Source organism: Paraburkholderia sp. BGA-UO-ETr-F12 (assembly GCF_059567945.1).
In genome coordinates this window covers 135,652-152,821 of the sequence record NZ_JCAQOZ010000046.1, presented here as the reverse complement: position 1 = coordinate 152,821, position 17,170 = coordinate 135,652, and the positions used below count along the sequence as shown (strand labels likewise).

The following is a 17,170-nucleotide window of genomic DNA, read 5'->3' as shown; positions in this document are numbered from 1 at the left end:
GCTGAAGACTCGCGTGAGTCTTCAGCGCTGTCCTGCGCGCCGGCTCGTCACAACGCCTTGTACATGATGGTGGTCGAGTCGAGCCGCTCTTCCTGCGTGTCGCGGCAAAACTGCGGGATCACACCGGCCGTTTGATAACCCAGCGCGGCGTAAAGCGGCTCCGCTTTGTCGCCGGTGCGCGTATCGAGCGTCAGCAGGCTGCGCTGCAGTTGCAGCGCACGGCGCTCCAGCTCCGCCATCAGCGCTTTGGCAATGCCCTGGCGGCGAAACGCCGGGTGAACCAGCAGCTTGCGCACTTCGGCGCGATGGCGTTGATTCGGCATCGTGTCGTAATTGAGTTGCACGGTGCCCGCGATCGACTCGCCATGACGCGCGACGAACAAGACCAGCGCGCCCCCGCGCAGCGACGGCAACACCTTGCCGCTCCAGAATGCCTCACTCTCCGCCACGCTGTGCGGCAACACAAAGCCCACGCTCGCGCCGTCATGGACGCAGGCACGCAGCAGCGCGCCGAGTTCGGGCAGATGCCGGACGAGGTCGTCGGCGGAGAAGGTCGTGATGATGGGCGCGCTCATGGTAGCTGGAACTCAGACGATGAAGAGGATGTAGCGGGCCGCGCTGTGCGCGGGCGTGGCGAAAGCACTGGGGCCGAATAACTGATAGCGCAGACAGTCACCGGCTTGCAGGTCGTGACTGCGGCCGTCGACGGTGATCTGCAATTGCCCTTCGAGCAGGATCAGATGATGTTCGAGGCCGGCTCGCGGCGATGCGTCGTAATCGATTCGCGCGCCAGCATCGAGTTCGCATTCCAGCGCCTCGCCGCTCAGCGCCTGAGCCGGTGGCGACACGGAGCGGCGCCGGAAGCCGATGCTCGCGTCGGTCCAGACGGCCTGCGCATTGCGCGGCACCAGCGGCGCGAAGTCTTCTTCGACCATGTGCATGAGGCGCGACATCGGCAAGCCGTAGGCGACGCACAGCTTGCCCAGCACGCTGGCCGTGGGGCTCACGGCGGCGTTTTCGAGGCGGGACAGCGTGGCGCGGCTGACGTTGCTGAGTTTCGCGAGATCGTCGAGGGACCAGTTGCGCTCGGCGCGCAGCGCTCGCAGACGCTGGGCAATGCGGCGGTCGATGGCGTTGTCGTCGGAGAGTGTGTTTTCCATATTCGGGAAATTATCTCCAATGTGGGAATTCGTCAACGAGAAAAAAACACCCGAGGGACGCGAACGCGTTCAGACGGCCGGGGCATCGCAGAGATTCGTACACCCCGCGCGGCCTGGGCGTTTATGATGGTGCCCACCAACTAAAACCCGCCGCCCGGTTGCGCAACGGGGCTGTGCATCGATCACGCACACTGTCCACGAGACCCGGCGGCGCTTGCCGCGACATCCTCTATGAACTCCACTCCCGACGCTGTTTCCCGCCCCTCCATCCGCGCGTTGACCTTGCTTGAAGGGCGCGTGCTCGGCGTGCTGGTCGAAAAGCAGCACACCGTGCCGGACAGCTATCCGCTTTCGCTGAACGCACTGACCTTGGGCTGCAACCAGAAGACCGGCCGATCGCCCGTGATCAACGCGACCGAAGCCGAAGTGCTGACCGCCGTCGATGGCCTGAAGCGCCTGAGCCTCGTAATGGAAGGCAGCAGCAGCCGCGTGCCGCGCTTCGAGCACAACATGAATCGTGTCCTGGGCTTGCCGAGTCAGTCGGCGGCCTTGCTGACCACCTTGCTGCTGCGCGGTCCGCAGACCGCCGCCGAGTTGCGCCTGAACAGCGCGCGCCTGCATGGATTCGCCGATATTTCGTCGGTCGAGGCGTTTCTCGACGAACTGGCGGCCAACGATCCGCCGCGCGTGGTGAAACTGGCCCGCACACCGGGCGAACGCGAAAACCGCTGGATGCATCTGCTATGCGGCGAAGTCAGCGCGAGTGAGCTCGCGCAACCGGGCGGGGAAGACGAGGTGGTGCCGCTGTCGGCGTTCGAGGCGGTAAAAGCCGAGCAGAAACGGCTTGCCGACGAGTTGAGCCGGCTTCAGGCGGTGGTGCGGCGCATGGCCGCTGAACTGGGCATCGAAATCGATGAAGCGTCCGGCGCGGAAGACTGAAGTCCGCTTGGCTGCTCGTGTGCTGCTCGCGCGCTGCGCGTGAGCGCGCGAGCAGCCGGAAACTAGAACTTGTAGTTCACCGAAGCGAGCGTATTGAGCTCGGATCTTTTTTCGGTAATCGGGCTATTGGCCGCGTCGTGTTCCAGCCGCCCGAAAGTCGCGGAAACCGAGCCATTCCAGTGTTTGGAAAAGTCGTACGTCACCATGGCGTTCATGTGGATGTCCCGTACGCCGGCGCTGGTGCTATACGTAGGCAATCCCGAGGCCGCGCTCTGCTGTCCGGATACGCCGAAGAAAGTCCGGGTATAAGTCCCGTTCGCCCACGTAAAGCCCGGGCCCACGGAAAACAGCCAGCCGCCAACCGGCGCGGACGCCACGAAATCCGTGCTGACCGTAGTCCCCTGGTGATGGCCGGCAATATCCTGGTACAACGCCACCGAGCCGGTAAACGCCCACCACGTGTAGTCGGCGAAAAGCTTCAGTTTTGGGCCGCCATGCACGTCGCCCAGTCCATGCAGACGCGGGTCGTCGGACTCCTTGCGAGTCTGGAAGTCGAAACTGAACGCCGCGCCCACGTGATAGGCCGGACCGCGCAGCACGTTGACACCGAGCACGTCAGGACCCTGCGAGAAAATCCGGTCGTCGTAGGAGATATCCAGCGAGGGAAACGGGAAGAAGCTTAGCTGTCGCGAGCCCGGGTATTTGGGGGTGATCACGAGACCTGGCCCCACACCGATTTTCCATTTGCTGTCGGCGGCCGCGCTAGTGCCCGCGTCAGGCGTCGCATTCGGACTTGCATCGTCCGCGTAGGCCGCGCGCGCGGCGCACAGGCCGAGAGCCGCGGCGAGCAGCAGCGACCGGCGTGCGGTTTGACCGAATCTGGGTGTGCTGCGTCGCGACGCGCGCGTGGCCTTGGCCGGCGCGGTCATACGCGCTCCTTGCCGAGTGCCGCGAGTTGTCTGAGGCGCCGCGCCAGCGCCTTCGAGACCACCGGTTGCTTGCCGCTGTCGTCGCCGCCGTGGGCCACTTCACTCTCGCGCAGAAACAGCGCGGTTTCACGCGCGACGATTTCGCGCTCGTTGTCCGACGTAATCATGTGATACGAATCGTCCAGCCAGATTGTTCGTAAGAAGGCAGCGCCGATATTCGCGGCGACAAAGCGTGCATTGCGCGGGCTCGACGTCTCGTCGTCGATTGCATGAACAATCAGGCAATCGGTCTTGATGTCGCGCACCTGCGTGCGCACACTCGCGGCGAGGCGGCTTGCCTCGTGCAATGCCGGCAATGAAATCGTCGACGGACCGACTTCGCTGAAGTCGCTGCGCTGCATGGCGCGGGCGATCTTCGCCCTGAGCGCTTCGTTGCGCAAACCGAACGGTGCTTCCTCGCGGTAGCGCCAGCGTTTGCGTAGTGGCGTGAAGTACGCCCAGTTGAGCAGGAATCGATACCAGGGGATCGCCCAGCCGTCGTAAGAGAGCGTCAGCGACAACAGCACGAGCGAGCGCGCCGCGGGACGGCGATGCGCGAGCGCGAGCGCCAGCGCCGCACCGATCGACAGCCCGCAGATCGAGACGTGAGCAAAGCGCGCGGCCAGCGCGTCGTATTCGCGCACGGCGGCGTCGAGCCACGCTTCCATCGCCGCCTCTTCGGAACCGGCGCTGTAGCCCGGCAGAACAGGTGCGCAAGTAGTGAAACCCTCGGCATTCAGATAGCGCGCGAGAAAGCGTAATTCGAGCGGCGAACTCGACAGTCCGTGCAGCATCAGCACGGCATGATCGTCGCCGGCTAAGAACAGGCTCGTAGGCTGGCTCATGGATCAGTCTCCGATCCGCAGCACGAGGAATTCGCCGGCGTGCGTGGTGAAGCGTTCACACATGCACTCGGTCAGCCTCGACGCGCCGTCGGCGCCTTTCATGCGGACGCGATGACTGCCGGGCCACAGCGCCTTGCTGAGCCGTTGGATGTCTTCGGTATCGACGTCGGCAAAACGCGGACCCGGCGCAATTTCGTTGGGCAGACGCGGCAACAGGCCGGGCGTCCTGACGTCGTCCACTTGCTGCAGCGCATCGCGTTCGAGCGCCTGAATGAAAATGAAGGTCCGGTGATGGTGCGACAGATGGCGCAGCAGCCGGTGCGTTTCGTCGACGGCGCGGCGTGCGAGCAAGCGTTCGTTGTCGTGCCGCAGCAGCATTTCATAGCGTGACTGCGCGACCGAGGCGATCAGTTCGGCGCGAAACTGCGACCGGCGCAGACGTTCGATCAAGACGATGACGAGCAGCGTCACCAGCGGATACGAGATCAGCAGAACCAGGTCGGCGCTATTGAATACGGTGATGGCTGCGTAGGGCGGCACGAACAGATAGTCGGCGATACCCAGGCCGAGCAGCATGACCGCGAGCGCCGGCGCCAGCCCGCAAAAATACTCGACCAAGGCCGCCGCGATGCAGAACGCGGTGCCCGGCATGATCGGTCCGAGTAGCGGATGGAGCAACATGCGCACACCGCTGGCGATCGCCAATGCGGCGGCCGCGGTGAGCCAGACGCGTGTTCCCCGTGGTGCCCAACGACGGGCGTTTTGGACTTCCATAATATTTTTTTTAGGGAGCGATTGCGCTTCCCGATTGAGTGTGGCAATGCGCTTTAAAGCGCAGGTCGGACAATACCATAATCGGAGCGGCGTGAAGGCCCCGAAAGAAGGGCCCTGGCAGAAGTAAATACCGGCGGTCCCTGCGGTCGTATTGTGTTGCGAACCGCCGATCGAAAAACGTGCTCGCGAATAGGGGTATTCTCACTGGCACGTCGCGCGCCGGCGGGTTTGGCAGGTATACAGCAGGCGGCGCCGTTGCTTCAATTGAAGTTAAGCCAATTTACAAATGACACAGAACATTTACGACGACCCCATTTTCTTCGAGAACTACAGTCAATTGGGTCGCTCGACGCAAGGCCTTGCCGGCGCCGCCGAATGGCCGGCGTTGCGCGCGATGCTGCCGGAGATGCTTGGCCTGAAGGTGGTCGATCTTGGCTGCGGCTACGGCTGGTTCTGCCGGTGGGCGCGCGAAGCGGGCGCAGCCACGGTGCTCGGCGTCGATGTTTCGCAGAAGATGCTGGAGCGGGCGGAATCGTCGACGAACGATCCCGGCGTGACCTATGCCCGAGCCGATCTCGAACATCTCGACTTGCCGGAGGCCGGTTTCGATCTCGTCTACAGCTCGCTCGCGTTCCACTACATCGAAAATCTGCCCGGCCTGTTCGACACGGTGCACCGCGCGCTGGTGCCGGGCGGGCGCCTCGTGTTCTCGATCGAACACCCGATTTTCATGGCCCCGCGTGAGCCAGGCTGGTCGGTCGATGCGCATGGCCATAAGCACTGGCCACTCGACAGCTACCAGCTAGAAGGGCCGCGCGTGACGAACTGGCTGGCCGACGGGGTCGTCAAGCAGCACCGCACCATCGGCACCTTGCTCAATCACCTGATCGGCGCGGGCCTCACTATCGCCCATGTCGACGAGTGGGGGCCGACCGAGGCCGATCTTGCCGCGCGGCCTGAACTGGCGGAAGAGCGCGAACGGCCGATGCTGCTACTGGTGTCCGCGATACGCCAGCCTTAAGGCAAGGGGGTGCCGCTCAGGCGTCGCGGCTTCTGCGCGGTTCGTCGGCGAGGGTTCGCTGCGTGCGGTAAAAGACGCGGGGCGGCACGTTCGGCGAATCTTCAGCGAGCCGGTCGAGTTCGTCGCGAATCGCGCTCAGATAGTGGCCGTCGCGGGCATCCGCGTCGCCGGCGTAGATCGCTTCAAGCTTGCGCCGCACCGCGCCATAGCGCGCGCCGGCCGCGCGATGCTTCTCGGCGCGCTCCGCGTAGCGGAAGAATGTTTGCAGCGCGGCGGAGACCGCCGCCGCCACGCTGACCGCGCCCACGAAAATCCTGAGCGCCGGTGACACAGCTGTCGCATTCAACGACGCAAACACGGCCGTGCCCACAAAGGCCGTCAACACGGTGACCAGCCAGCCGATGCCGCGCTCTCGCGCGCAAAGCAGGTCGGCCATGTCGTAATGGCTCATCTGGGATTCGCGCGCGCGCCGGATCCACTTCAGCAGAAGCTGGTCTTCGTCGACCGGGGGCTCGTAGGCAGTCGGGTTTTTCATGGGGCTCGTCGGGGCTATTCAGTGTCGCCAAGCGTAGCGCATGGGGTTGACGATACTGTGCCACATGCCGGCAACGAACTGATCGCCGCGTAACCGGCGTGGTGGATCAGCCGAGCAGGCGGCGCACCCGTGGAATAACTTCTTCGGCAAAAATACGCATATCGGTCTCGAATGGCTGGAATTGCAGCATGAACAGTTCGATTCCCGCGCGATGAAACGCGGCGATCCGCTGCGCAACGGTGTCGTAGCTGCCGACGAGGCCGGCGGCCGTGCCGCCGTTCGAGCCCACACGTGGGGTTTGCGCGAAGGTCTGGAACATCACCGCCTTCGGGTCGATGTTCGATTTCTGTTGCTCACGCAACGGGGCGTCTTTCGCGGCCAACGTGAAGAGATGATCGAGGTGTCGATTGGCCGCCTCATCGCTTTGGCGCGCAATCACGAACGCTGACAAACCAAATCGCAACGGCTCATGCGACTCGGGGCGCTTGCGCCCCGCGACATTCGCAATCAGCGCTTTGACATCGGCGAGGGGATGGCCGTTGATGAACCAGACGTCGCCTTTGTCCGCGACCAGTTCCCGCGCCGGTTCCGATTCACCGCCGACATAGATCCGCGGACGGCTGCGAAACGGGTCCGCGGGCCGCAATAGATAGTCATCCACATTAAAATGCGCCCCGCGAAACCGGGTGCGCTCGCCACGCAGCAAGGAATCGACCACCGTAATCCACTCGCGCCCGTAGGCATAACGCGCGTCGTGCTCCGCGAAGCCAATGCCGGCACGCTCCAGTTCAGGGCGATTCCATGCGTTGACAAGATTGATGGCGAAGCGCCCACCGCTGATGTGCTCGATCTGCTGCGCCATCTTGGCCAGCACCACAGGGTGATACAGATAAGGCTTGATCGCGGCGATGATTTCGATGCGCCCGGTCAGTGCCGCGAGCGCGGCCGATGCAGTCCACGCTTCGAGTTGATCGAAATCGGAATTGTGCGGGTTGATCGTATGTTGCGCGACCAGCACGGAGTCGTAGCCGAGCCGTTCGGCCTCGAGAACGAGCGCCTTGTTTCTCGCCCATGACGCGTCGTACGGTTCATCGGGGTCCTGCAACGCGGCACGGCTGCCGTGAACCAATGCCCAGATGCCGAAGCGGGGAGGGAGTGCCGAGGTCATGCAGAAATCTCCACGGGAATGCGTGTCCGTCAATTCGTATCAAACCTCGAATGATGAGCGATGCCGCCGTCACGCGTTCCAATTTCTGCCCATATCGATCGATGAAATCGGTCTTTGGGCGGGCGTCGTTCTTTTATATATTCGTCGATTCCCCCAAGCACTTGGACGTTGATCGATGCCATCCGTTTTCTCCCGCTCGCGAATCCTGCGACGCCTCTGCGTGTGCCTGACCTTGATTGGCGGCGTCCTGTCGGCCAGCGTGGCAAGCGCTAACGAAACCGTGTCGATCAGCTACCAGCGGTCGTCGACGCTGTTCATCCTGCTGAAACGAACCGGCGCGCTGGAAAAGAAACTCAACGCGCTCGGCTATGACGTGAGCTGGCACGAGTTTTCAACGGGCCTGCTGCAATCGCTGAACGCCGGCAGCGTCGATTTGCATGCGGATGTCGCGGATGCGTTTGCGCTCTTCACGCAGGCTGCCAACGCACCGCTTACGTACTACGCCGAAGAAACCTCCGCGCCCACCGCCCAGGCGATCATCGTGCCGCCGGATTCGCCGATTCATTCGGTAGCCGACCTCAAGGGCAAGCGCGTGGCGGTATCCAAAGGCTCGGGATGCAATTTCCTGCTGCTGAGCGCTCTGGCTAAAGCAGGGCTGACGATCAACGACATCCAGGTGCGCTATCTTGAGGCGCCCGATGCGCTCGCTGCATTCCGTGGCGGCAACATCGATGCATGGGCCATCTGGGACCCGTTCCTCGCCGCACAGCAGCGTGATGCGCACGTTCGCGTGGTGGCGGACGGCAGCGGCGGGGTCGCCCAATACAACCGTTTTTACACGGCGACCACGGCCTTCGCCGACAAGCATCCGGACGTGCTGCGCGTCGTATTCGATGAATTGAACGCCACCGGCAAATGGGTCAAAGCGCATCCCCAGGAAGCCGCGCAGATTCTCGGGCCGGTGTGGGGCAACATTCCGGGGCCGACTGTCGAATTGGCCAATAGCCGCCGCAGCTATGAGATCGTGCCGGTGAAACGCGATCAGCTGGCTGAGCAGCAGCGCATCGCCGACACCTACCGCGCGGCCGGGCTGATTCCCGCCGCCTTGAAAGCGACGGACATCCGTATCTGGACGCCTCCGGCGAAGTGATCCACGTATCCGGACCACGCCGTCGAGCCGAGCTTCGGTGTGGGATACACCGGCGACGCAGCGCTTCTTCCGGGCCTTCGGTGCTGTTTTCTTCAGCGACCCCGGGCCACGCAGGCGTCCGGGCGGATCAGCATAGATTCCCCTCCCTCCCGCCAGCGCTCTTCAGGCCGCTTACGCGGCCTTAGTCGTTTTTGGTGCGTGCTTTTAAAGCTGCGTCGCAGCGGTGGAGGCTTCCGCGTTCCGGGCCACACCGAACCTTTCCTGATGTGCTTTTCCGTTCAGGTAGAAGTCACCGATCGCGGCTTCGCGGGTGATCGCCGGGTTGTGCGATGCGAGCACTCGCGCATTGCGCCAGTAGCGATCGAAGCGGCGCGTTTCGCTGGTTGCCGATGCACCGCCTACTTCGAACAGCAGCGTTGCCGCCTGCAGGGTCTGCTCGATAACGATCTGCTGCGCCTGGAAGGTCTGGATATCGAGGCGGATATAGGTTTGCTCGTCGGCCCGGCCTTCCTGCCGCGCCACGGATACCGCATCGATCGAGCGGGCAAGCGATGCGCTGATACTTTGTGTCGAGTAAGCAAGGCTCGCGAGACGGCCGACGACACGATGCACCAATGGATTGTCACGCGGACTCGATTCACCGGGAACACCGAAGGTTCTCGTCCTGGCTTGCGTGAACGTCACGGCATCGCGCAGCGCCGCACGGCTGATACCGGCCAGATTGGCGATATGCAACGCCTGATAGTACGCGGTCAGCAGACTGTTGCGGCGAGGTTCGGCCGCGCTATAGCGGCGGTACAGATTGTCGAGCGAGACCGGCACATGCTCGAAACGCGCCGTGCCGCTGCCGGTCAGGCGCTGCCCGAAACCATCCCAGTCGTCGATTCGCGAGAGGCCTGGCGTGTCGCTCCTGACGAGCACACGCACGTCGCTCTGTCCGTCGTGTGCGGTGACGTCGACCCAGTCCGCGTAGAGCGTGCCGGTGGTGTAGTACTTCTCGCCGTCCAGATGCCAGGCGCCGTCGGTTTGCGTGAGACGCACGCTGTTGCTGGTGGTGCCGGTGCGCTCGGATACGGCGCCGCCGATGATCTGTCCTTGTGCGATGCGCGTGAACCAGCGGTCGCGCAGCGGTTCGTCGCTACTTTCCAGCAGTGCTTCGATGAACCCGCCGTGTACCCGCAGGATTTGCGGAAGGTTCGAGTCGGCCTCGCCAAGCCGCGTGACTAGCGCGAGGAACGCTGTAAATGTGACGCCTTCGCCACCGTACTGTTTCGGCACGCGCAGTCTGGTGTAGCCGGCCTCGCGCAGCCATTCCACGGGCGCGTACGGAAGTTCGCGATTCTGCTCGCGTTCTACCGCGCCTTCGGCGATGCGCGTGAAGACGGGAATGAAACGCCGGGTCAGCTCGTCTTCAGCGAACAGTTCCGCTGCGTCTGCGCCAAGTTGATCTGGATTCTGGTTTTGCTGCGATTCGGATGCTGGCATGAGTCCTCCAATACGGGTCCGCAAACTGGGAACGGTACGGGAGGGGGTGAGGGACTAGCAACCAAGTATTTGGTCGATTCTTAGAAGGTGGCGTGAAATGGATTGTTCGCCCGTGCGCTGGAGCCGCACAATGCGCTCGATGCGTCTGACGCAAGTAGCGCGATGCGTGGCAAAGCAACTGCCACGCCCTCTCATTCGTACGAAAACGCGCCGCCGAACTTGTCCATCCGCTCCAGCGCCATGCCCGAGCCGCGCACCACGCAGGTCAGCGGCGCCTCGGCGACGAACACCGGCAGGCCGGTTTCTTCGGCCAGCAGGCGATCGAGGTCGCGCAACAGTGCGCCTCCTCCTGCGAGCATGATGCCGCGTTCGGCGATGTCGGCGCCCAGTTCCGGCGGCGTCTGTTCGAGCGCGATCTTCACCGCCGAGACGATCTGGTTCAGCGGATCGGTGAGGGCTTCGAGAATCTCGTTGCTGGACACCGTGAAGCTGCGTGGAATGCCTTCGGACATATTGCGGCCCTTGACTTCCATCTCCTTGACCTCGGAGCCCGGAAAGGCAGAGCCGATTTCCTTCTTGATCGCCTCGGCGGTCTGTTCGCCGATCAGCATGCCGTAGTTACGGCGAATGTAGTTGACGATCGCATCGTCGAACTTGTCGCCGCCTACGCGCACCGAGCCCTTGTAGACCACACCGCCGAGCGAGATCACGCCCACTTCGGTGGTGCCGCCGCCGATATCGACCACCATCGAGCCGGTCGCTTCGGAGACGGGCAAGCCGGCGCCGGTGGCCGCGGCCATCGGTTCTTCGATCAGATAGACCTGCGAGGCGCCGGCGCTATGCGCGGCTTCCTTGATCGCGCGGCGCTCGACCTGGGTCGAACCGCACGGCACGCAGATGATGATGCGCGGCGACGGTGCGAACATTCGCGATTCGTGCGCCATCTGGATGAAGCGCTTGATCATCTGCTGGGTGATGTTGAAGTCGGCGATCACGCCGTCCTTCATCGGGCGGATCGCCTCGATATTGCCCGGCACCTTGCCGAGCATCTGTTTCGCTTCCTTGCCGACGGCCAGAATGATCTTCTTGCCGTTCGGGCCGCCTTCCTGACGAATCGACACCACCGACGGTTCGTCCAGCACGATGCCCTTGCCACGCATGTAGATAAGGGTGTTCGACGTGCCGAGGTCGATTGCCAGGTCGTTGGAAAAATAGCCACGCAGAAAACCGAACATTCAAATTCCTGTCTCGCTGATGCTGGACGCGTGAGCGCGCCGCTTGGGAATGCCGCCCGGAGGCGGCAGGCGACCAGGTGGCGGTCGGCAGAGAGGGAAGAATAACAGTTTCGGCAGGCGGACTACCTGGGTGCGCGTACTCGCAGCGCGTTGCCGGCCTGCCATTTGATGCGTTCGCAATTGCTTTTGACCCGCGCCGCGAACTCCGCCGGGCTGTTGAGTTGCAGCGAGCGCATCTGGATCGTATCGCTATCGCCGCGCCGCCAGCCGTTCTGCCAGCGCGTATCGAACTGGCTGGCCTCGGTGAGCACCTTTCTCAGCTTCTCCTTGTATTCGGCCACCTCCTGCGCGGAGACGCCACAGAATTCCAGGTCGAAGCGGGCACGCTGGCCCGCGGCTTCCGCGCTGGCGTTGGCGCTGTCCTCGCTGGCTGATGCGGGCCGTGGCTGGGCCAGCAGCAGAAGCGGTAGCAGGAGCACCAGCGCGAGCAGGGGGCGGCGGCAAGGTTGGTTTTTAGACACGATTGGCTCCTTCTGGCCGTATTCCGGCGCCGCAACGAGTCGCGGGGATCGCGCGAGTAGTGCGCGAGTAGGACGGCAGTAGCTGCTGCCATCCATCTTACCGTGTCTGGCTGGAGCTTCCACTGGCCGGCGCGGCCAGCCTGAAAACGGCGTTGTGCCGCACCGCGGCGTGCTGCCGCCAACATTACCGGATCGTAATCATCTCGCGCTCCGCTTGCCGGTATGATCTAGCGATCAAGCACAGCGGAGCACTCCCATGCGAATCCTGGTGATCGAGGATGAGCTCAAAACAGCGGCTTATCTGAAGAAAGGCCTGGAAGAATCGGGCTACGCGGTCGATGTCGCGAACGACGGCCCACAAGGGCTGATCCTCGCACAGGAAGAAGAGTACGACGTGATCGTGCTCGACGTGATGCTGCCCGGCATGGACGGCTGGACTGTCGTCAAGACCTTGCGCAGCACGCGGACCACGCCGGTGTTGTTCCTCACCGCACGCGACGATGTCGACGACCGCGTGCGCGGTCTCGAACTCGGCGCCGACGATTATCTCGTCAAGCCGTTCGCCTTCGTCGAGTTGCTGGCCCGCGTGCGTACGCTGGCACGCCGGGGGCCGCCGCGCGAAAGCGAACTGATCAAGGTGGGCGATCTGGAAATGGACGTCAATCGCCGGCGCGTGAAACGCGGCGGCACGCGTATCGATCTCACGCCGCGCGAGTTTTCGCTGTTGCAGTTGCTGGCGCGCCGTCAGGGTGAAGTGCTGAGCCGCACGCAGATTGCGTCCTATGTATGGGACATGAATTTCGACAGCGATACCAATGTCGTCGAGGTGGCGATTCGCCGGCTGCGCACCAAGATCGACGATAACTTTCCCGTCAAGCTGATTCACACCGTGCGCGGCGTCGGCTACGTACTCGAACTGAAGGATACCGCTTGATGCGTGGCCGCTCGCTCGCCGCAACGCTCGCGCTTGCCTTCGGTGTCACCACGCTCGCGGTTTTCGTGCTCGTCGGGAGTTTTCTGTACCTTGCGCTGGAAAAACAGATCAAGGCGCAAGACGATCTCGACATCGTGCTCGCCGCACGCCACGCACGGCGGCTTGCTGAGGAGCTTGACGCGGCGAAGGGGATCCGCGAGCACGGCGACCGCCTGACCAGGCTCGTGCTGGGTAATGAAGCGATGTCGATGGAGGTGTTCGGTCCCGATGGGCATATGGCGATCGAACACAATGCCGGGGAAACCTTCCCGGCGCCGGGCGGCACGGCCGGCAGCGCGGTTTCGGCGGTTTCGGCTGTTTCCAGTGCGTCGAGTGCTCCCATAGCAGTGGGTGGGGCAAGCGAGCCGGACGACTCGAGCGCGGCAAGCGATCTCCAGGATCCCGGCGAGACCGCCGAACCAGGCGGCGTCCAGACGCTCGACGCGTTGCCGCCGCTCAAGCGCATTGCCGCTTCTGCACGCATTACCGACGCGGATATCGGCGCCTGGACCGGCCGGCACGGTGCGCCGATCCGCGGCATTCTCGCGGATGCGCGCCTGCATGACGGCGACACGGCGACCGTGCTGATCGCGCGCAACATGAGCGACCGCTGGCGGCTGCTCGACCGCTACCGCGACAAGCTCCACATCGCCGGCGCGGTGGGTGTGATTCTCGCGGTGCTGCTGAGCTATCTGCTGATTCGCGCCGCGATGCGGCCGCTGCGCGATATCGCGGCGAGCGCGGCCGGTGTCACGGTCAATCGATTGAATACGCGAATCGCGGTGGCGCGCGTCCCGAGCGAACTTGAAGCCCTGGTGAACGCACTCAATGCGATGCTCGAACGCGTCGACCGTGGCTTTCAGCACCTGTCGCGCTTCACCGCCGATCTCGCGCACGATATGCGCACGCCGCTTGGCAATATGCGTGGCGCCACCGAAGTCGCACTCGCCCGGCCACGCTCCACCGAGGAATACGAGTCGCTGCTCGCATCGAATCTGGAGGAATGCGACCGCCTCGCGCGAATGATCGAAAACGTGCTGTTTCTGGCCCGTGCCGAGCATCCGCAATTCGTCAAACATATGCGCGAGTTCGATGCGGCGCAGGAGTTGACGCGGATCGCCGAATACTTCGAGGGTATTGCCGAGGAAGCTAATGTCAGCGTGCAGGTTTCCGGTTCCGCGATGCTGACGGCGGATCTCGAACTGTTCCGCCGCGCCGTCAGCAATCTGCTTGCCAACGCGATTCGCTATACGCCACGCGGCGGCGAGATCGCGCTCGAGGTCCACGCTTTCGCCGACAGGGTACGCGTCACCGTATCGAACCAGGGGCAGCCGATTGCCTCCGAGCATCTCGAACGGATTTTCGACCGTTTCTATCGCATCGATCCGTCGCGCAGTGCCTTGCCTTCGTCCGGCGTATCGCAAGGCTCGCCGGGTTCGACGGGGCTCGGGCTTGCCATCGTCCGCACGATCATGGAGTTACACGGCGGCACCGTGCATGCGGAAAGCGACGCGCGGGGCACGCGCTTCGTGCTTACGTTCCGGCGGGTTTAAGGGCGGGCAACGTCCCGCCCAGCGCCTTTAACAACAACACGCTCGCCTCCAGCCGTCGCGCCGCGATCTGATCCGCCATGCGCTGATTCGTCAACGCAATCGTCTGCGCCGTCACCACGTCGAGATAACTGACCGCCCCCGCATTGAAGCGATTCGTCGTGAGCTGCAACGACAGATCGGCGGCCGTGGTCGCGCGCTGCTGGCTGGCGGCTTCGTCGGCGAGCGAGTGCAGGGCGGACAGATTGTCCTCGACCTGCTGGAAAGCCACCAGCACCGATTGCCGGTAGTCCGCGACCGCGCCGTCGTACTGCGCCGTCGCGCCATGCAGGCTGGCGGTGCGCTTGCCGCCGTCGAACAGCGTGCCGACCAGTTGCGGGCCGAGCGACCAGAACAGGCTCGGTGCGCTCAACCACGGCGCGAAGAAGGTACTTTCCAGGCCCGCGCTCGCCGACAGCACCAGATCGGGGAAGAACGCCGCGTGCGCCACGCCGATCTGAGCGTTCGCCGCCGCCACACGTCGTTCGGCGGCTGCAATATCAGGCCGGCGTTCGAGCAGTTGCGACGGCACGCCGACGGGAATCGCCGGCGGCGTCGCGGCCGAGCCGTTCGGCGGCAGCGTGAAGCTCGAAGCCGGCTCGCCGATCAGCGTGGCAATCGCATGCTGCATCTGCGCGCGGGTGATGTCGATGTCGGTGTCCTGCGTGCGGGTCGCTTCGAGTTGGGTGGTGGCCTGAGCGACCGCGGAGGCGTCGATCGCGCCGTCTTTTAGTTGCTGCTCCAGCAGCTTCAGGGCGGCGGCGTAGGCGGTTACGCTGTCGTCGAGCAGCTTCTTTTGCGTGTCGAGCGAGCGCAGGGAGAAATAGTCGACCGCGAGATCGGCGCTCATCGACAGACGCACGGCTTCGAGATCGGCCTCGCTCGCAGCGGCATCGGCCCGCGCGCCGGTCACGCTGTCGCGCACGCGGCCGAACAGGTCAGGTTCCCAACTCGCCGATACGCCGGCCGAATAGTCCGGTACGGTCTTGCCCGCGAGTGATTTGCCCTCGACGTTCTGTGAGGTCCGGAAACGGTCCTGCGCGGCACCGGCCGTGATTGTCGGGAAAAAACCGGCGCGCTGATAATCCACCATCGAACGTGCCTGCTCGACCTGTGCAACCGCTTTGCGCACGGTCTGGTTCGAGACGTCGATGCGGGCTTCGAGTTGATTCAGCACCGGGTCGTTGAAAATCGTCCACCAGGGGCCACGCGGCGCGGTGTCAGCCGGCGCGGCCTGGGCCCAACCCGGCGCCGTGCCTGCGTACTGCGAGGGCATCTGGACGGCGGGGCGCTGGTACGGCGGCAACGTCGAGCAGGCGCTCAGCAGCGCGCCGATCAGCACGGCCACCAACGAGCGGCGTAACAGCGGGCGTAATTGCAGACGCAACAGCGGACGTGACGGCGGACGCAACGGCGAGTTTGAAGACATTAGGCTCATCCTTTCCATGACAGGCGCTCAACCATGCGCGGCCGGCGCGATCTGCACGAGCTGACCGGTACTTAGCGAATCGCCGGGGTTGTCGATCACTCGGTCGGTCGCGGCGAGGCCCGTGGTGATCTCCACATGCGTGCCGAAATCGCGGCCGATGTGCACCGTCCGGAGCGCTGCACGTCCATTGCCGTCGACCACGGCAACCGTCACGCCATCCGGACGAAACAGCAGCGCGCTCACCGGCAGATCGAGCGCCGGGGTGGTCGATTGCAACTGCAGATGCACCTGCGCATAAGCGCCCGGCAGCAGCGCGCCGTCCTTGTTGTCGACGTCCACTTCGACGCGCAATGTGCGGCTCGCCGGATCGATCGAGCCGCTCGTGCGCGCTACCCTCGCCGCGATGTGCCGCCCGGGATACTGCTGGACGCTCAGATACACGCCGGTGTCGGGCGTGACGTAGGGCGCGTCGTTCTGCGGCACGTCGACGAACACGCGCAGCACGCCCGTCTGCTGAATATGAAACAGCTCGCCCGACATACCCGGCGTGCCGGGCGTGCCGCCCGCCGTCACCAGGCTGCCGACATCGACATTGCGCGCGGTGATCGTGCCGTCGAACGGCGCGGTGATCTTTTCGTAGGACACCAGCTCGGCCAGATGCGCGACGTTGGCCTGCGCCGACGCCAGCATCGCGCGCCGCGCCTCCATGTCGCTAACCTTCGTATCCGCATCCTGCTGCGCGACCGATTGGGTTTTCAGCATCTCCTGCCAGCGCTGCGCCGTGGTTTTCGCGAAGTCGAAGTTGGCCTGCGCGGTGGCTTCGTCGGCACGCGCCTGACGCAGTTGTGCGTCCAGATCGGGGGCGTCGATCGTGGCGAGCGTCTGACCGGCTTTCACCTGGGTGCCGATGTCGGCGCTCCAGTGCGCCACGTAGCCGCTCGTGCGCGCGTAGATCGATGCTTCGGCGAAGGGCGTCACCGCGCCGGGCAGCAGCAATTCGTGGACAGCAGGCGCGGGGCGCGGTAAGACCACGGACACGCTGAGCGCGCTTTGCTCTTGCGTCTGTTGCGTGAGCGCGGCGCTGGCATGCAAACGCGGCACGATGCCGGCGATCAGCAGCGCCACGGCAAGGCCGGTCAATGCCAGCGGCCACATGCGTCGGCGAGGCTTGAGGCTGGTGGGCAAACCGGCGGCGCGTGGGTCCTCGCTGGCGCTCGCCGGCTGGGCCGGCTCGGCGGCATGCGCGGTGTCGGCTGCGCGTGACGCTTCGCTGCCCTCGGCAGCCGTGGCGGCGCGATCAGCCTCGCGGGCCGGTTCAAGCCCGTCGCCGAGATCGGGTGGAAGTGATGAGTTGTTCATGAGCGGGCTCTCGTCGGAG

At 64.2% G+C, this 17,170-nt stretch carries 17 protein-coding genes; 5 read left to right on the top strand and 12 right to left on the bottom strand.

Translation table 11 applies throughout. From position 1 onward, the window contains the following. Positions 1 to 47: 47 nt before the first annotated feature. Together AC57B6_RS19945 and AC57B6_RS19940 are read right to left on the bottom strand one after the other, a co-directional pair. The gene (locus tag AC57B6_RS19945) at positions 48 to 575 is read right to left on the bottom strand and encodes a GNAT family N-acetyltransferase (protein ID WP_496421959.1); all 528 of its coding nucleotides are present in this window, start codon (positions 573 to 575) and stop codon (positions 48 to 50) included. A 12-nt stretch (positions 576 to 587) separates the two neighbouring features. Continuing rightward, positions 588 to 1,160 carry a helix-turn-helix domain-containing protein gene (locus tag AC57B6_RS19940; RefSeq protein ID WP_106354663.1) on the bottom strand — a complete coding sequence of 191 codons (573 nt, stop codon included), beginning with the start codon at positions 1,158 to 1,160 and terminating at the stop codon, positions 588 to 590. A 231-nt stretch (positions 1,161 to 1,391) separates the two neighbouring features. Between AC57B6_RS19940 and AC57B6_RS19935 the strand changes: the two genes are divergently transcribed. Continuing rightward, the gene (locus tag AC57B6_RS19935; RefSeq protein WP_406869715.1) at positions 1,392 to 2,099 is read left to right on the top strand and encodes a YceH family protein; all 708 of its coding nucleotides are present in this window, start codon (positions 1,392 to 1,394) and stop codon (positions 2,097 to 2,099) included. Between the two features lie 62 nt (positions 2,100 to 2,161). Here AC57B6_RS19935 and AC57B6_RS19930 read toward each other — a convergent pair whose 3' ends face one another. From AC57B6_RS19930 to AC57B6_RS19920, 3 genes are read right to left on the bottom strand one after another with little or no spacing between them, the layout of a single operon-like run. Then, entirely contained in the window at positions 2,162 to 3,028 is an 867-nt protein-coding gene (locus tag AC57B6_RS19930) for a MipA/OmpV family protein (protein WP_496421958.1), read from the bottom strand. Then, positions 3,025 to 3,912, bottom strand: coding sequence for an alpha/beta hydrolase (locus AC57B6_RS19925; RefSeq protein ID WP_030100544.1), 888 nt, complete (start codon positions 3,910 to 3,912; stop codon positions 3,025 to 3,027). Before AC57B6_RS19925 ends, AC57B6_RS19930 begins: the two co-directional genes overlap by 4 nt. Before the next feature lie 3 nt (positions 3,913 to 3,915). Then, positions 3,916 to 4,686, bottom strand: a complete 771-nt coding sequence (locus AC57B6_RS19920) for a DUF4118 domain-containing protein (RefSeq protein ID WP_030100545.1) — start codon at positions 4,684 to 4,686, stop codon at positions 3,916 to 3,918. Between the two features lie 286 nt (positions 4,687 to 4,972). Here AC57B6_RS19920 and AC57B6_RS19915 point away from each other — a divergent pair, with 286 nt between their 5' ends. Next, positions 4,973 to 5,707, top strand: a complete 735-nt coding sequence (locus AC57B6_RS19915; RefSeq protein ID WP_444513481.1) for a class I SAM-dependent methyltransferase — start codon at positions 4,973 to 4,975, stop codon at positions 5,705 to 5,707. A 16-nt stretch (positions 5,708 to 5,723) separates the two neighbouring features. Here the strand turns inward: AC57B6_RS19915 and AC57B6_RS19910 are convergent, their stop codons facing one another. Both AC57B6_RS19910 and AC57B6_RS19905 read right to left on the bottom strand, forming a co-directional pair. Next, positions 5,724 to 6,242, bottom strand: a complete 519-nt coding sequence (locus tag AC57B6_RS19910) for an SLATT domain-containing protein (protein ID WP_030100547.1) — start codon at positions 6,240 to 6,242, stop codon at positions 5,724 to 5,726. A 106-nt stretch (positions 6,243 to 6,348) separates the two neighbouring features. Beyond that, complete coding sequence (locus AC57B6_RS19905) at positions 6,349 to 7,410, bottom strand: LLM class flavin-dependent oxidoreductase (protein ID WP_496421957.1); 1,062 nt, start codon at positions 7,408 to 7,410, stop codon at positions 6,349 to 6,351. Positions 7,411 to 7,585: 175 nt separating this feature from the next. Here AC57B6_RS19905 and AC57B6_RS19900 point away from each other — a divergent pair, with 175 nt between their 5' ends. Continuing rightward, a complete protein-coding gene (locus AC57B6_RS19900; protein ID WP_183803921.1) occupies positions 7,586 to 8,560 on the top strand; it encodes an aliphatic sulfonate ABC transporter substrate-binding protein in 975 nt (324 codons plus the stop codon). A gap of 204 nt (positions 8,561 to 8,764) precedes the next feature. On the opposite strand, the gene AC57B6_RS19895 is transcribed toward AC57B6_RS19900, so the two are convergent. The 3 genes from AC57B6_RS19895 to AC57B6_RS19885 form a co-directional block, all read right to left on the bottom strand. Then, the gene (locus AC57B6_RS19895; RefSeq protein ID WP_496421956.1) at positions 8,765 to 10,045 is read right to left on the bottom strand and encodes an acyl-CoA dehydrogenase family protein; all 1,281 of its coding nucleotides are present in this window, start codon (positions 10,043 to 10,045) and stop codon (positions 8,765 to 8,767) included. Positions 10,046 to 10,236: 191 nt separating this feature from the next. Next, positions 10,237 to 11,280: a rod shape-determining protein gene (locus tag AC57B6_RS19890; protein WP_028194510.1), complete on the bottom strand. Its 1,044-nt coding sequence runs from the start codon at positions 11,278 to 11,280 to the stop codon at positions 10,237 to 10,239. A gap of 122 nt (positions 11,281 to 11,402) precedes the next feature. Continuing rightward, positions 11,403 to 11,801, bottom strand: coding sequence for a hypothetical protein (locus AC57B6_RS19885; RefSeq protein ID WP_183803930.1), 399 nt, complete (start codon positions 11,799 to 11,801; stop codon positions 11,403 to 11,405). Between the two features lie 256 nt (positions 11,802 to 12,057). On the opposite strand from AC57B6_RS19885, the gene AC57B6_RS19880 reads away from it, so the two are divergent. Then, positions 12,058 to 12,735 (top strand): heavy metal response regulator transcription factor, encoded by a 678-nt coding sequence (locus tag AC57B6_RS19880; RefSeq protein WP_028194508.1) that lies wholly within the window; start codon positions 12,058 to 12,060, stop codon positions 12,733 to 12,735. Continuing rightward, complete coding sequence (locus AC57B6_RS19875) at positions 12,735 to 14,327, top strand: heavy metal sensor histidine kinase (RefSeq protein ID WP_496421955.1); 1,593 nt, start codon at positions 12,735 to 12,737, stop codon at positions 14,325 to 14,327. The genes AC57B6_RS19880 and AC57B6_RS19875 overlap by 1 nt, the downstream gene beginning before the upstream one ends. Here the strand turns inward: AC57B6_RS19875 and AC57B6_RS19870 are convergent. Both AC57B6_RS19870 and AC57B6_RS19865 read right to left on the bottom strand, forming a co-directional pair. Beyond that, positions 14,308 to 15,792, bottom strand: a complete 1,485-nt coding sequence (locus tag AC57B6_RS19870; RefSeq protein WP_496421954.1) for an efflux transporter outer membrane subunit — start codon at positions 15,790 to 15,792, stop codon at positions 14,308 to 14,310. The two genes, AC57B6_RS19875 and AC57B6_RS19870, sit on opposite strands and share 20 nt — an antisense overlap. Before the next feature lie 27 nt (positions 15,793 to 15,819). Continuing rightward, a complete protein-coding gene (locus AC57B6_RS19865; protein WP_496421953.1) occupies positions 15,820 to 17,151 on the bottom strand; it encodes an efflux RND transporter periplasmic adaptor subunit in 1,332 nt (443 codons plus the stop codon). Positions 17,152 to 17,170: the final 19 nt, after the last annotated feature.

Bases quoted from the DNA above. Each gene is read 5' to 3' on its own strand.
- AC57B6_RS19945 (WP_496421959.1), bottom strand. From the start codon at position 575: ATGAGCGCGCCCATCATCACGACCTTCTCCGCCGACGACCTCGTCCGG.
- AC57B6_RS19940 (WP_106354663.1), bottom strand. From the start codon at position 1,160: ATGGAAAACACACTCTCCGACGACAACGCCATCGACCGCCGCATTGCC.
- AC57B6_RS19935 (WP_406869715.1), top strand. From the start codon at position 1,392: ATGAACTCCACTCCCGACGCTGTTTCCCGCCCCTCCATCCGCGCGTTG.
- AC57B6_RS19930 (WP_496421958.1), bottom strand. From the start codon at position 3,028: ATGACCGCGCCGGCCAAGGCCACGCGCGCGTCGCGACGCAGCACACCC.
- AC57B6_RS19925 (WP_030100544.1), bottom strand. From the start codon at position 3,912: ATGAGCCAGCCTACGAGCCTGTTCTTAGCCGGCGACGATCATGCCGTG.
- AC57B6_RS19920 (WP_030100545.1), bottom strand. From the start codon at position 4,686: ATGGAAGTCCAAAACGCCCGTCGTTGGGCACCACGGGGAACACGCGTC.
- AC57B6_RS19915 (WP_444513481.1), top strand. From the start codon at position 4,973: ATGACACAGAACATTTACGACGACCCCATTTTCTTCGAGAACTACAGT.
- AC57B6_RS19910 (WP_030100547.1), bottom strand. From the start codon at position 6,242: ATGAAAAACCCGACTGCCTACGAGCCCCCGGTCGACGAAGACCAGCTT.
- AC57B6_RS19905 (WP_496421957.1), bottom strand. From the start codon at position 7,410: ATGACCTCGGCACTCCCTCCCCGCTTCGGCATCTGGGCATTGGTTCAC.
- AC57B6_RS19900 (WP_183803921.1), top strand. From the start codon at position 7,586: ATGCCATCCGTTTTCTCCCGCTCGCGAATCCTGCGACGCCTCTGCGTG.
- AC57B6_RS19895 (WP_496421956.1), bottom strand. From the start codon at position 10,045: ATGCCAGCATCCGAATCGCAGCAAAACCAGAATCCAGATCAACTTGGC.
- AC57B6_RS19890 (WP_028194510.1), bottom strand. From the start codon at position 11,280: ATGTTCGGTTTTCTGCGTGGCTATTTTTCCAACGACCTGGCAATCGAC.
- AC57B6_RS19880 (WP_028194508.1), top strand. From the start codon at position 12,058: ATGCGAATCCTGGTGATCGAGGATGAGCTCAAAACAGCGGCTTATCTG.
- AC57B6_RS19875 (WP_496421955.1), top strand. From the start codon at position 12,735: ATGCGTGGCCGCTCGCTCGCCGCAACGCTCGCGCTTGCCTTCGGTGTC.
- AC57B6_RS19870 (WP_496421954.1), bottom strand. From the start codon at position 15,792: ATGTCTTCAAACTCGCCGTTGCGTCCGCCGTCACGTCCGCTGTTGCGT.
- AC57B6_RS19865 (WP_496421953.1), bottom strand. From the start codon at position 17,151: ATGAACAACTCATCACTTCCACCCGATCTCGGCGACGGGCTTGAACCG.